Source organism: Janthinobacterium sp. GW823-FHT03B06 (genome assembly GCF_058796955.1).
In genome coordinates this window covers 47330-61499 of the sequence record NZ_JBXAJE010000008.1, presented here as the reverse complement: position 1 = coordinate 61499, position 14170 = coordinate 47330, and the positions used below count along the sequence as shown (strand labels likewise).

The window sequence follows — 14170 nt, the reverse complement described above, 5'->3', positions numbered from 1 at the left end:
CCCCTTGGGACAGCCCCGTAAAGGGGAAGAATACAACACTAATGAATCGAAAGTCAGATATTGTAGTGGAAATTTGACCTGCGCATCGCGCCCCCATCCGCCGGCGTTCATGGCCGTCCACTTGATAACTAAAATAACAAGGGCCACGCCGCAATCCGCGCCGTGGCCCTGTCAAAAAAACGAACAGTTGCTCGTTAATTAGCGTGGCAGCACGGATGCCCCCATCAGGAACTCATCGACGGCGCGCGCGCACTGGCGCCCTTCGCGGATGGCCCACACCACCAGCGACTGGCCACGGCGCATGTCGCCGGCCGCAAACACCTTGGCCACCGAGGTCTGGTAGCAGCCGGCGCCATCCGTTGTCGCCTTGACATTGCCGCGCGCATCCGTATCGACGCCGAACGCTTGCAACACTTGTTGTACTGGTGAAACAAAACCCATGGCCAGGAAGACCAGATCCGCCTTCATCTCGAATTCCGAGTTCGGCACTTCGCTCATCTTGCCGTCTTTCCATTCGACTCTGCAGGCGATCAGCTTTTCCACCTTGCCGCCCTTGCCTTCGAAACGCTTGGTGGCCACGGCCCAGTCGCGCTCGCAGCCTTCCTCGTGCGAGGACGAGGTGCGCAGCTTGGTCGGCCAGTACGGCCAGACCAGCGGCTTGTTTTCCTGTTCCGGCGGCTGCGGCATCAGTTCGAACTGGGCCACCGAGGCGGCGCCGTGGCGGTTCGAGGTGCCCACGCAGTCGGAACCCGTATCGCCGCCGCCGATCACCACCACGTGCTTGCCCGTCGCCTTGATCTGGTCCTTGAGCTTGTCGCCCGCGTTGACCTTGTTTTGCAGCGGCAGGAAATCCATGGCGAAGTGCACGCCTTTCAATTCGCGGCCCGGCACGGGCAAGTCGCGCGGCTGCTCGGCGCCGCCGGCCATGATGACGGCGTCAAATTCTTTTTCCAGGTCTTCCGGGAAAATGGTTTCCTTGGCCCAGTTGTTTACATGCGCAGGGAAATCCTTGCCGACCAGCACGCTGGTGCGGAAGACCACGCCTTCGGCTTCCATCTGTTTCACGCGCAGGTCGATGTGCGATTTTTCCATCTTGAAGTCGGGGATGCCATAACGCAGCAAGCCGCCGACCCGGTCGCTCTTTTCAAACACGGTGACGGCATGGCCGGCGCGCGCCAGCTGCTGCGCCGCCGCCAGGCCGGCAGGACCGGAGCCGACGATGGCCACTTTCTTGCCGGTGCTAAAACTCGCCGGCTGCGGCGTGACCCAGCCGTGCTCCCAGCCCATGTCGATGATTTTATGCTCGATCGACTTGATGCCGACCGGATCTTCATGGATACCCAGGGTACAGGCCGATTCGCACGGCGCCGGGCAGATGCGGCCCGTAAATTCCGGGAAGTTATTCGTCGAATGCAAGATATCGAACGCTTCGCGGTAGGCGCCGCGGTATACCAGGTCATTCCAGTCGGGAATGATGTTATTCACGGGGCAACCCGTGGTGCAGAAGGGAATGCCGCAATCCATGCAGCGCGCACCCTGCACGGTCGCTTGCGCGTCCGACAGGTGCAAGACGAATTCCTTGTAGTTCTTCAGACGCGCGGCAGGCTCCAGATAGTGTTCGTCCTGGCGCTTGAATTCCATGAAGCCGGTAATTTTACCCACGATGTTTCCTTTGTATTTGGCTGGCGGGGAGCGGCCGGGCCGCTCCCTGGTCATTCATTTGGCAATGAGCTTGGCTGGCTCAGGCGGCGACGGCTTGCACTTCCATGGCGGCGTCCGCTGCCATCTCGATCAGCGCGCGCTTGTATTCGTTCGGGAAGACTTTCACGAACTTGCCGCGCGCCGCAGCCCAGTCGTCGAGCAGGACGCGGGCGCGGGTGCTGCCCGTGTGCTTGAAGTGACGCTCGATCAGGCGCTTGAGGATGACTTCATCCGCTTCCGGTACGCCGTCGCGGTGCTGCGTGTGCCAGGCGTCGCGGTCGACATGCTGTTCCGCTGCCGACACGACCTTGTCCAGGCTGACCATGGCCGTGTTGCATTTGGTGGCAAAGTCGCCGGCCGGGTCATACACATAGGCGATGCCGCCCGACATGCCGGCCGCGAAGTTGCGTCCCGTGTTGCCCAAGACCACCACCGTGCCGCCCGTCATGTATTCGCAGCCATGGTCGCCCAGGCCCTCGACCACCGTGGTGGCGCCCGAGTTGCGCACGGCAAAGCGTTCACCGGCCACGCCGTTGAAGAACGCTTCGCCGGCGATGGCGCCGTACAGCACCGTGTTGCCGATGATGATGTTGTCCACGGCCCAGCCGCGGAACTCGGTATTGGGCCGCACGATGATGCGTCCGCCCGACAAGCCTTTACCGACGTAATCGTTGCCCTCGCCCACCAGGTCGATCGTGATGCCGTGCGCCAGGAAGGCACAGGCCGACTGGCCCGCCGTGCCTTGCAACTGGATGTGGATGGTGTCGTCCGGCAAGCCGGCGTGGCCGTATTTCTTCGCCACTTCGCCGGACAACATGGTGCCCACCGTGCGGTTCAAGTTGCGCACGGGCGAGATGAAGGAGACGCGCTCGCCCTTTTCCAGCGCCGCGCGCGCTTGCGCGATCAGCTTGTGGTCGAGCGCCTTTTCCAGCGCATGATCCTGGAATTCCACGTGACGGCAAGCCTGGCCATCCGGGGTTTCCGGCTTGTAGAAAATGGACGAGAAGTCCAGCCCCTGCGCCTTCCAGTGCGAAATCGCCTTCGATTTGTCGAGCAAGTCGACACGGCCGATCAGCTCGTCATACGTGCGGATGCCCAGCTGCGCCATCAATTGACGGGCTTCCTCGGCAACGAAGAAGAAGTAATTGACGACATACTCGGGTTTGCCCGAGAACTTGGCGCGCAGCACGGGATCTTGCGTGGCCACGCCCACCGGGCACGTATTCAAGTGGCATTTGCGCATCATGATGCAGCCTTCGACCACCAGCGGCGCCGTGGCGAAACCGATCTCGTCGGCGCCCAGCAGGGCGGCGATGACCACGTCGCGGCCCGTCTTCATCTGGCCGTCGGCCTGCACGCGGATGCGGCTGCGCAAACCGTTCAAGACCAGCGTTTGTTGCGTTTCAGCCAGACCCAACTCCCACGGCGTGCCCGCATGTTTCACGGACGACAGAGGCGAGGCGCCCGTGCCGCCGTCGTGGCCGGCGACGACCACGTGGTCGGCCTTGGCCTTGGTGACGCCGGCAGCGACCGTGCCGATGCCCACTTCCGACACCAGCTTCACGGAAATCGAGGCGCGCGGATTGGCGTTCTTCAAGTCATGGATCAGCTGCGCCAGATCTTCGATCGAATAGATGTCGTGGTGCGGCGGCGGCGAAATCAGGCCCACGCCCGGCACGGAAAAGCGCAGGCTGGCGATGTATTCGGACACCTTATGGCCCGGCAACTGGCCGCCTTCGCCCGGTTTGGCGCCCTGCGCCATCTTGATCTGGATCTGGTCGGCCGAGTTCAGGTAGGCGGCCGTGACGCCGAAACGTCCCGACGCCACCTGCTTGATGCGCGAGCGCATGGAATCGCCTTCCTGCAGCGGAATGTCGACGACGATCTGCTCGGCGCCCACGACGGACGCCATGGTGTCGCCCTGGCGGATCGGGATGCCCTTCAGTTCCTGCGTGTAGCGGTTCGGATCTTCGCCGCCCTCGCCCGTGTTCGACTTGCCGCCGATGCGGTTCATGGCCACTGCCAGCGTTGCGTGCGCTTCCGTGCTGATCGAACCGAGCGACATGGCGCCCGTGGCGAAACGCTTGACGATTTCCTTGGCCGGTTCCACTTCGTCGAGCGGGATCGCCTTGGTCGGGTCGAGCTTGAATTCGAACAGGCCGCGCAGGGTCAGGTGGCGACGGCTCTGGTCGTTAATGATTTGCGCATACTCCTTATAGCTGGAGAAATTGTTGCTGCGCGTGGAGTGCTGCAATTTCGCAATCGCGTCCGGCGTCCACATGTGGTCTTCGCCGCGCACGCGGAACGCATACTCGCCGCCCGCGTCGAGCTTATCGACCAGCACGGGATCGTTGCCGAAGGCCAGCGCGTGCAGGCGCAGCGCCTCTTCCGCCACTTCAAACACGCCGATGCCTTCCACGTTCGAGGCCGTGCCCTTGAAGTATTTGTCCACCAGCGACTTGTTCAGGCCGATGGCTTCGAAGATTTGCGCGCCGCAGTACGACATGTAGGTCGAAATGCCCATCTTCGACATGACCTTCATCAAGCCTTTGCCGACCGCCTTGGTGTAGTTATAGATGGCTTTGTCGCCCGACAGGTCGCCGGGCAAGCCGTGCGCCATCTCGGCCAGGGTTTCCATGGCCAGGTACGGGTGGACGGCTTCCGCGCCATAGCCGGCCAGCAAGGCGAAGTGGTGCGTTTCGCGGGCCGAGCCCGTTTCCACGACGAGACCGGTGGACGCCCGTAAACCCTTGCTCACCAGGTGCTGGTGTACGGTGGACGTGGCCAGCAGCGCGGGGATCGCCACCTGGTCGGCGCAGATGGCGCGGTCCGAGACGATCAGGATGTTGTGGCCGGATTTCACGGCGTCGACGGCTTCCGCGCACAGCGAGGCCAGGCACGCTTCCACGCCTTCCTTGCCCCAGGCCAGCGGGTAGCAGATGTCCAGCTCGTACGACTTGAACTTGCCGCCCGTGTGGGCGCTGATGTTGCGCAGACGCGCCATGTCGTCAAAGCCCAGCACGGGCTGCGCCACTTCCAGGCGCATCGGCGGGTTGACGTTGTTGGTGTCGAGCAAATTCGGTTTCGGGCCGATGAAGGACACCAGCGACATCACCATCGCTTCGCGGATCGGGTCGATCGGCGGATTCGTCACTTGCGCGAACAATTGCTTGAAGTAGTTATACAAAGGCTTCAATTTGTTCGACATGACGGCCAGCGGCGAGTCATTGCCCATCGAGCCCGTCGCCTCTTCGCCGGCCAGTGCCATCGGCGCCATGAGGAATTTCAAGTCTTCCTGCGTGTAGCCGAACGCCTGCTGGCGGTCGAGCAGCGACGGCTGGGCTTTTTCGCCCTGGGCGCGGTCTTGCTTGGCTTGTCCTTCGGCCAGCTTGATCTCGTCGAGCTTGATGCGCACCGAGTTGATCCACGCCTTGTACGGCTTGGCGTTGGCGTAAGTGTTTTTCAGTTCCTGGTCGTCGATGATGCGGCCCGCTTCCAGGTCGATCAGGAACATTTTACCGGGCTGCAAGCGCCATTTCTGGATGATTTTCGATTCCGGGATCGGCAGCACGCCCGATTCCGACGCCATCACCACCAGGTCGTCGTCCGTGACGATGTAGCGCGCCGGACGCAAGCCGTTGCGGTCCAGGGTACCGCCGATGTGGCGGCCGTCCGTAAACGCCATGGCGGCGGGGCCGTCCCACGGTTCCATCATGGCCGCGTGGTATTCATAGAAAGCGCGGCGGTTGTCGTCCATCGTCGTGTGGTTTTCCCACGCTTCCGGAATCATCATCATCATCGCCTGGGCGATCGGGTAGCCGGCCATCAGCAGCAGTTCCAGCGCATTGTCGAAGCAGGCCGTGTCGGACTGGCCTTCATAGATCAGCGGGAACAGTTTCTGCAGGTCGTCGCCCAGCACGGCCGACTTCATCACGCCTTCGCGCGCGCGCATCCAGTTGAAGTTGCCTTTCACCGTGTTGATCTCGCCGTTATGGGCGATCAGGCGGTACGGGTGGGCCAGCGGCCATTCCGGGAAGGTATTCGTCGAGAAACGCTGGTGCACCAGGGCCAGGGCCGAGATGCAGCGCGCGTCCTGCAAGTCCTTGTAGTACACGCCCACCTGGTCGGCCAGCAGCAAGCCTTTGTAGACGATGGTACGGGCCGACATCGACGGCACGAAGAATTCCTTGCCGTGCAGCAGTTTCAAGGCCTGGATGGCGTGGCCCGACGATTTGCGGATCACATACAGTTTGCGCTCGAGCGCGTCGGTGACCATGATGTCCGGGCCGCGGCCGATGAAGATCTGGCGGATGACCGGTTCCTTGGCGCGCACGGTGGGCGACATCGGCATGTCCGTATCGATGGGCACGTTGCGCCAGCCCAGCACGACCTGGCCCTCGATGCGCACGGCGCGTTCGATTTCCTGTTCGCAGGCGATGCGCGACGCGTGTTCCTTCGGCAGGAAGACCATGCCCACGCCGTATTCGCCAGGCGGCGGCAATTCCACGCCCTGCTTGGCCATTTCTTCGCGGTAGTACTGGTCGGGAATCTGGATCAGGATGCCGGCGCCATCGCCCATCAGCGCATCGGCGCCCACGGCGCCCCGGTGATCGAGGTTTTTCAGAATCAGCAAACCCTGTTCGACGATCGAATGGGTCTTGTTGCCCTTGATATGGGCGACGAAACCGACGCCGCAGGCATCGTGTTCATTGGCTGGGTCGTACAGGCCTTGCGCTTTCATGGGCTTCTCCGCTGCATATGACTATCGAAAAACTAGAGTAGTGCAACGCAACAAAAAACTCAACCAGAACAATTAGGGTCGGAGTCGAATTAAATTCGATTCCGTCGCTCTAAAAATTTAATAGGGACATAGTCGAAGCCATTTCAATAAAACGTCAGAAAGCAACCATTTTTTGTTTTAAATGCGAATGCTTTTCAATTGGCGTCCGTTGCGGCCGCGACTTTGCGGGGACGGCCCCGCTTGGCCGGCAGCACTTGCCGCTGCATTTTCTGCTCCAGCGCCTGCTTGAAAGCGTCGGAACCAAGCGGCCAGCCCTTCAAAACAGCCTGTTCCACGGTTTTCACCTCGCTGCTGCCCAGTCCCTGCTCGAACAGGCGCAGATACGCCGCCTCGCGGTCGAACGGCGTGTTGCCCAGCGCCCAGTACAGCGCATGGTCGGTGATGACGGGATCGGGCCGCACACCGGCGTGGTGGGCATAGCTGGACCAGCTGTAATCGAGCGCCTGGCCCGCCAACCCCGTTTGCACGGGCACGCATTCCAGGTAACGGCAGCAAGTAAGGAAGAAATTGTCGGGATCGATGACGGAAGTTTTGTAGCGTCCCTGCCACAGCGCCCCTTCACGGCCGTATTTCTGGTTGAAATACGGCACGTAATAGCGCCCCAGCCACTGCATCAGCTGTCCCAGTCCCGTCGCATCGGCTGGCGTCGCCAATAAATGTAGCTGATCTGGCAATAAAACGTAGGCATGGATGGCCACCTTGAACATTTTCGCGCCCGTTTTCAGCCAGGACAGAAATTGCGTGTAGTCGGCCGCGTCCTGGAACACGCTCTGGCGGTTGCTGCCGCGCTGGATCACGTAATGGGGCAGTGCGGGAATGATGAGGCGGGGCAAACGGGCCATGGGGAAAGTCGTAAAATGAAGGCGAAGGCCTTGATTTTACACACTTGCGAGCGCAGGACGCGACTCTGACCCTGTTTTATTTGAAATCTTGAAAAAAGCGATTGACTCTGTCCCTGAATTGTCCTGCAGGAGACTATGCACCTTCGCAGGCGGCAAGTTGGTAGTCCCAACGACCACCATGATCGAGGCAACTATCAATTTTCCACTCCTTGCGCAGCCAGAGAGCGGCACTGGCCAGTGCAACGATCAACAACAGGCCAGATAGGAATCGCCGTTTCATGCTGGCCGCCTCTGGCAGTCAGGACAGGTTAAAACTGGCCGACAGGCTGTAGCCCTCGCCATACGCGCTGCGCAGCGGCAAGTCCTGGCCCAGGCCGGTCTTGGCTTTCTTGCGCAGGCGGTACACGAGCATGTCGACCCGGCGGCCCGCATCGGGATCTTCGCCGCCCATGCCGGCCACGATGACGTCGCGCGGCACGGGGCGGGTATTGATGGTCAGCAGATGCAGGAAGTTGAATTCCTTTTCCGTCAGGGCGATGACGGCGCCCATCAATTCAAGTTGGCGAGCGCTTACTTTCAAGGTCCACTTGCCCGGCTCGGGCACGGGATCTTGCGGGCCAACGCGGCGGTCGAGCGCCTCGATGTGGGCAGCCAGTTCCGGGAATTTGATCGGCTTGGTCAGATAGTGGTCGGCACCGAGGCGCAAGCCGAGGATGCGGCTGTCGAAGGCGACACGCCCCGTCAGCACCAGCACGCCGATCTGCGGATACAGCTGGCGCATGCGGGGGATGACGTTGAAGCCATCCTCATCGGGCAAGCCCAGGTCCAGCACGACCACCCCGACATTGCCATGGCTCAACGCCGTCCACATCCCGCCAGCGGAGCTGGTGATATGCACTTCGTGTTCGAGCTCAACGAGAAACTCCGCCATGTCTTCGGCGTAGTCCAGATTGTCTTCGACGATCAGTATTTTCGTCATTGCAACGCCATTCTTCCATTAGTGAGCTACCGTGGGCAAACCATGCCATTCACTTCTGCACCATGATGGACGGCACAATAGGTTTACGTCAAGGAATTATCACGGTTGCCTTCAGCGGAAGCAACTTTTTTCTAGTCTAGCCAGGAAGCGGCAGCCAAATGCGGAAAATAGCCCCACCTTCGGGCAGATTATGCCCCTGCAAACTCCCGCCATGCACGTCCACCACGGCGCGCGCCATGTACAGGCCCAGGCCCGCACCGGCATGCGTCGCATCGGTTCCACGGAAACCTTTTTCAAACAATTGCACCATTTCTTCTTCCCGCAAGCCAGGTCCCGCATCGCGCACACACAGCGCCACGCCGCCTTCGGGCACCAGCTTGCCCGACACGGTGATGCTGCTGCCCGGCGGGCTGAACTTGACCGCGTTGTCGAGCAGGATTTTCAGGCACAGGGCCATACCGGGCACGTCGCAGCGCAGCCGGGCCGGCAAGTCTTCATCGAGTTCCAGCTGTACGCGGTGACTGGCCGGCACGGTGGCGGCCGCCTGCTGCAACAAGGCCAGCGGCGCGATGCCGTCGGCCGCCCGCTCGCGGCCGATGGCCGCCATGCGTTCGGGCGACAAATAGTCGTCGATCATGGCCAACAAACGGTCGACAGCCGTCTGGATTTTCACGTAGCGCTTGCGCGTGGCTTCGTCAGCCTCGTTCGACGTCGAGACGAGGCGCTGGATGGCGCCGTCGATGGTGGCCAGCGGCGTGCGGAATTCATGCGACAGCATCGAGGCGAAACGCTTCTGCTCCTTTTCCCGCTCGGCTTCCTGCGCGTGGGCGACGCTGACGTCGCGCACCGTGCCGACGATGGTGATGCCCCGTTCCCTCGCCGACGCGGGCACGATGGTCGAGCTGATTTCCAGCGCCAGCAGGCGGCCGTCGGCGTGCGGCAATTCCACTTCGCGCAGCAGGGTCAAACGGCTGGTGTCGCCATCGCGCCAGCGCTGCAGCCGGGCCGGCACGTCCGCCGCCAGGCGTGCCGCGTGTTCACGCAAGGCTGCCTGGTCGTAACCGGTCAGGCGTTGCGCCGCGGGGCTGATGTAGCGTAATTCGAGGGTGGTGGCGTCGAGCAGGAAGGCCGCGTCGCGCCCATGTTCGGCCAGCAGGCGGAACGTCGCTTCGCCGGCGCGCGCGCGCAGCAGGGCGCGGCGCAACTGGACGAAGCGCAGCGCCATGAGGACGGCGCCGGCAAGCAGCAGGAGGAAAATAGGCAGCATGCGTTATACCTGGCAAGAAAGAATTGCCAAGTATAAGCGTGCGCTGCCCTTAATCTTCCAGCGGGGCGAAAATCTGCTGCAAGTCTTCCTGCGTGAGGGCCATCTTCTGCGATTCGCCTTCGGCCAGGATCGATTGCGCCAGCTCCGATTTCTTTTGCTGCAGCAGCTGGATTTTTTCTTCCAGGGTGCCCTTCGCAATCAATTTGTAGACGAACACGGGCTTATCCTGGCCGATGCGCCAGGCGCGGTCCGTGGCCTGGTTTTCCGCCGCCGGATTCCACCACGGATCGTAGTGGATGACCGTGTCGGCGGCCGTCAGGTTCAGGCCCACGCCGCCCGCCTTCAGGCTGATCAGGAAGATCGGCACGGCGCCCTGCTGGAAGGCCGCCACCTGCGCGCCCCGGTCCTTCGTTTCGCCCGTCAGCAGCGCGTAGGGGATGTCGCGCGATTCCAGCTCTTCCTCGATCAATTCCAGCATGCTGGTAAATTGCGAGAAGACGAGGATCTTGCGCCCTTCGTCGAGCAAGTCTTCCACCATCTGCATCAGGTCGAGCAACTTGGCCGAACCGGCCGACTGCTTCTTCGCCGGCAAGGATTTCACCAGACGCGGGTCGCAGCAGACCTGGCGCAGTTTCAGCAGCGCTTCGAGGATGACGATCTGGCTGCGCGCCACGCCCTTCTTGTCGATTTCTTCACGGACCTTTTGATCCATCGCAAGACGCACGGTTTCATACAGGTCGCGCTGCGGCCCCGTCAATTCCACCTTGCGCACCATTTCCGTTTTCGGCGGCAATTCCTTGGCCACATTGTCCTTCGTGCGGCGCAGCAGGAACGGTTTGATGCGGCGGTTCAGCAGCATGCGGCGCAGCGGATCGTCCTGGCGCTCGATCGGGTGGCGGAACTGGGTGTTGAACGTCTTCTCGTCGCCCAGCAAGCCCGGCAGCAGGAAGTGGAATTGCGACCACAGTTCGCCCAAATGATTTTCCAGCGGCGTGCCGGACAAGCACAGGCGGTGGCGCGCGCGCAGCAGGCCCGCGCTTTGCGCCGCCTTGCTGCGCGTATTCTTGATGTAATGCGATTCGTCGAGAATGACCAGGTGGAAATCGTGCTCGCGCAAGGTTTCCTCGTCGCGCGGCAACAGCGCGTACGTGGTCAGCACCAGGTCGCACTGGTCGATCTGGTCGAATTGCTGGGCGCGGTCCTTGCCTTGCAGCAGCAACACCTTCAGGCTGGGCGCGAACTTGGCCGCCTCGTCCTGCCAGTTGCCCATCAGACTCGTCGGTGCAATCACCAGGGCCGGATGCGTAAGGCGGCCCGCTTCCTTTTCCACCAGGATATGCGCCAGCGTTTGCACCGTTTTACCTAAGCCCATGTCATCGGCGAGGATGCCCGCCAGGTCGTGGTCGCGCAGGAATTGCATCCACGCCAGGCCGTCGGCCTGGTAATCGCGCAAGGTTGCCTGCAGGCCGGCGGGCGCCGCCACTTTTTGCACGGAACCGAACTGGCTCAGCTTGCGGCCCATGGCGCGCAGCTGTTCGCCGCCCGTCCACTGCATGTCCAGGCCCCGCGCCAGCTCTTCCAGGCGCGCCGCATCGAGCGTCGACATGCGCACGGCACGCTTGATCTTGTCGCTGAAATACAGTTCGCCCAGCGTGTTCAAAATCGGACGCACGCGGCCCCACGGCAGGGCCACGCGCGTGCCGTCCGGCAAGGTTGCCAGCATCTGGTCATCGTCCGCATGTGCTTCGATGACTTTCGGATTGAAATCGTTGGGCGCGTTGCGGATCAGCTGCACCAGCACGGGCAGCAGCGGCACGCGCTCGTGGTTGACGACGATGCCCAGTTCCAGCTCGAACCAGGCGTTGCCGCTGTCCGGATCCTGGTCATCGATTTCCGCGTACCAGTCGCCCACGTCGCTCACGTCGTAGCGGTACTTGGCCGTCTTTTCCACGATCCAGCCCTGCGCCAGCAAGGCGTCGATGCCGGACTCGGCAAAACGCAGCCATTCCGCCTGGGAAGGCAGCAGCAAGGCGCCCTTCAAGCCGCTCAAGGGAGCCGAGCCCGGCTTCTTGAATTGCAGCTCGGCCAGGGTAGCCAGCGCGCGCGCTTCATCGACCGTATTTCTCTGGATAATTTCCGTCACCTCGCCCACTTGCCGCACCACGCGCTGCGACGGGTCGAACGAGACTCTTTCGCCATCGTAGTCGTAGGACAGCACGGCGAAGTCGCTCCAGCGCTGCAGGCTGCCATCGGCCAGCATGGCGCTGTCCAGCAGCAACACCGGTTGCGCCGGCACGTCCTTGCGCAAGCGCTGCGGCAACGGTTGCGGCAGCGGCATCAGATGCTGCAAGCCTTGCGCCAGCAGCAACTGCGACACGCGCACCTTGTCGTTCGCATTCAGGGGCGGCGCCTGCGCCACCAGCGCCTGCAGGTCGGCCAGGGAAATGTCGGAGCCGCCCTGGTTCAGTTCCAGCACGCCGCACGACAGATTGTCGATGTACCACGGCGGATCGGTGGGCAGCATGTAGTCGATCTGGTCGGCGCCATGGTGCTTCGCGCCTTCCGGCGGGTCCACTTGCCAGCCCAGGCGCATGGTCTTGCCTTCGTCGCGCCAGAACAGGCGGGCGGGACGCACGGGACCTTCCTTCAACGGATACACGAGACCATTGCCCACGTCGGCCCAGGAATTGGCCCACAACAATTTATCCTGCTCTGCCAGCATTTTCAGCAGGGCTGCGCCCACCTTGCCCTTCGGCTCCGTGGCGCTGCCCGTCTGCGAATTCTGACCGCTGCGCATGGCCACGAAGAAACGCACGAGGTCTTCGTCGGCCGGCGTCAAAAACGTGGGCGGCGCCGACAGCAGGGAAAAGATTTCGCTGATGGGGGACGCCGCCGCCACATCGCCGTTCGGCCGCAGCCGCGCCTTGTACAGGCACAGGGCCACGTGGCGGCCGCCGCTGGTGGGCGCCAGCACGTAGATCAGGCGGTGCTGGTTGAGTTTGGGATCGGGCTCGGCAATCGTCAGCACGGCCTTCGGATGGGCGGCAGCCTCCACCCGCTGCAGCCAGGTGGCGACGGCATACGGCAAAGGCGCTCCCGGCGCGCTGGCCGGGGCAACTGGGGTTTCACTGGTTTCGTCGCGGGTAAAATCCATGGGGCGCATTTTTGTGTAAAGGTCGTATCCAAATCGGCAACAGGCAATATTATCCGCCATACAGGCGTTGCTGGCTTGATTCACACACGCTCTTTGAGCAGTTTTAATGCGCGATGCCTAAAAAATAAGTATTTAATACGACACTTGGGGTCCGCTGACGGCAAAAAAGGCCCGTCATGGGCCTTTTTCGCCGCCCGTGGAGGGCTTATCAGGCCGGCACAGTTTCTTCTTCGGCCACGCTGGCGGCCTCGACTACCGGTGCCGTGCTCGTATCGGCCGGCGTAAAGTTGCGCAAAAACAAGAAGAACTGGCCCATCATCTGCGTCCACAGTTGCAGATTGATATTCAGGTACTCCTTGCTGACACCGCCGGCGACCAGCACATCCATCTCCAGCACGACGAAATCGCCATGCTGGGCCACGCGGGCGAAACGCTTGCTGCGGTGCCATTCGGCCAGCAAGCCGGCCGGCAAGTCGCCGCCCTGCACGCGCAGCGGGCAGCTCAGGGTCAGGTCCGCGTACTGGCCAGGCGCGGCTTCGTTACCCCACAGCACCTGGAAACCGATGCCATGGCTGGCACTGTGCAGGCGCACGACGCCGTCATGTTCGATGCTGGTGACGGCGCAGCCGGCCGCCTTGATGGCCTCGGCCGTTTGTTCAGCGTTCAGGGTGGTCAGCAAGCTATTCGTGTTTTCCATCGTCATTCCATTCATTTCAAAAAGATTATTGGGGGGCCGGCGCGGGCGCGGCCGGCGTTGCTGCCGCTTCGGTTTGACGCGCATCAAAGCGGCCCTGGTACAGCTGGTCGCCGTACTGCTGCGCGATTTGCTCGAGTTTCACCCGGCTTTGCGCGGCGAACGGCTGGCGCGCTTTCATGACGTCCAGCACGTCCAGGCTTTCATACGCCTGCAGGATCTCTTTCCCGGCCGCATACAGCTGGGCATTCTTGCTTTCGCAGCGCGCCAGGGCACTGCGCTGGGCCGTCACTTCGCCGTCCAGGCGCGCCCGCTCCGCTTCGATCTGCTTGCCCGTGGCGGCCAGCCGTTCGCCGGCCTGGCGGTACTGCGCCAAATTCGCGGTTGCCTCCTGTGCGGCGGCGGCGCTGCGCTGCTGCTCGGCGGCCAGTTTTTCCCGCTGCGCGCGTTCCTGCGCCAGCTGCGACTGGCTGCGCGCCAGCTCCTTTTTCACGCCATCGCTGGCAGGCGCCGCGGCGGCGGGCGCCGCCTTGGCGGCCGGCACGCCCTTGGCTTTCAGCGCTTCCAGTTCGCCGCGCGTCTGCTGCAGCTGCGCCGTGACATTGCGCAACTCGGCGCGCAAACGCTCTTCCATGCTTTGCCCCTTCTGTCCCTGCGCCTGGGCGGTGCCGGCGGCCAGCAAGCTCAACAGCAATAAAGGCAGGCGCATTTTGTTGGATATCAACATCATGG

Annotated in this window: 8 protein-coding genes; all 8 read right to left on the bottom strand. The window is 62.4% G+C overall.

The window, feature by feature from the left end:
• Positions 1-198: 198 nt before the first annotated feature.
• The 8 genes from AC1RBA_RS23085 to AC1RBA_RS23050 all read right to left on the bottom strand — a co-directional run bounded on the left by AC1RBA_RS23085 (position 199) and on the right by AC1RBA_RS23050 (position 14168).
• On the bottom strand, positions 199-1662 hold the full coding sequence (locus AC1RBA_RS23085; protein WP_492419921.1) for a glutamate synthase subunit beta: 1464 nt from the start codon (positions 1660-1662) through the stop codon (positions 199-201).
• A 79-nt stretch (positions 1663-1741) separates the two neighbouring features.
• Positions 1742-6442 (bottom strand): glutamate synthase-related protein, encoded by a 4701-nt coding sequence (locus AC1RBA_RS23080; RefSeq protein ID WP_492419920.1) that lies wholly within the window; start codon positions 6440-6442, stop codon positions 1742-1744.
• 194 nt (positions 6443-6636) lie between these two features.
• A complete protein-coding gene (locus AC1RBA_RS23075; RefSeq protein WP_492419919.1) occupies positions 6637-7344 on the bottom strand; it encodes a transposase in 708 nt (235 codons plus the stop codon).
• Between the two features lie 298 nt (positions 7345-7642).
• Positions 7643-8323: a response regulator transcription factor gene (locus tag AC1RBA_RS23070; RefSeq protein WP_034753797.1), complete on the bottom strand. Its 681-nt coding sequence runs from the start codon at positions 8321-8323 to the stop codon at positions 7643-7645.
• 136 nt (positions 8324-8459) lie between these two features.
• The gene (locus AC1RBA_RS23065) at positions 8460-9590 is read right to left on the bottom strand and encodes a PAS domain-containing sensor histidine kinase (RefSeq protein WP_492419918.1); all 1131 of its coding nucleotides are present in this window, start codon (positions 9588-9590) and stop codon (positions 8460-8462) included.
• A gap of 49 nt (positions 9591-9639) precedes the next feature.
• Entirely contained in the window at positions 9640-12744 is a 3105-nt protein-coding gene (locus AC1RBA_RS23060; protein WP_070290329.1) for a DEAD/DEAH box helicase, read from the bottom strand.
• Positions 12745-12952: 208 nt separating this feature from the next.
• Complete coding sequence (locus AC1RBA_RS23055; protein ID WP_230506489.1) at positions 12953-13441, bottom strand: YbjN domain-containing protein; 489 nt, start codon at positions 13439-13441, stop codon at positions 12953-12955.
• 25 nt (positions 13442-13466) lie between these two features.
• On the bottom strand, positions 13467-14168 hold the full coding sequence (locus tag AC1RBA_RS23050; protein WP_492419917.1) for a hypothetical protein: 702 nt from the start codon (positions 14166-14168) through the stop codon (positions 13467-13469).
• Positions 14169-14170: the final 2 nt, after the last annotated feature.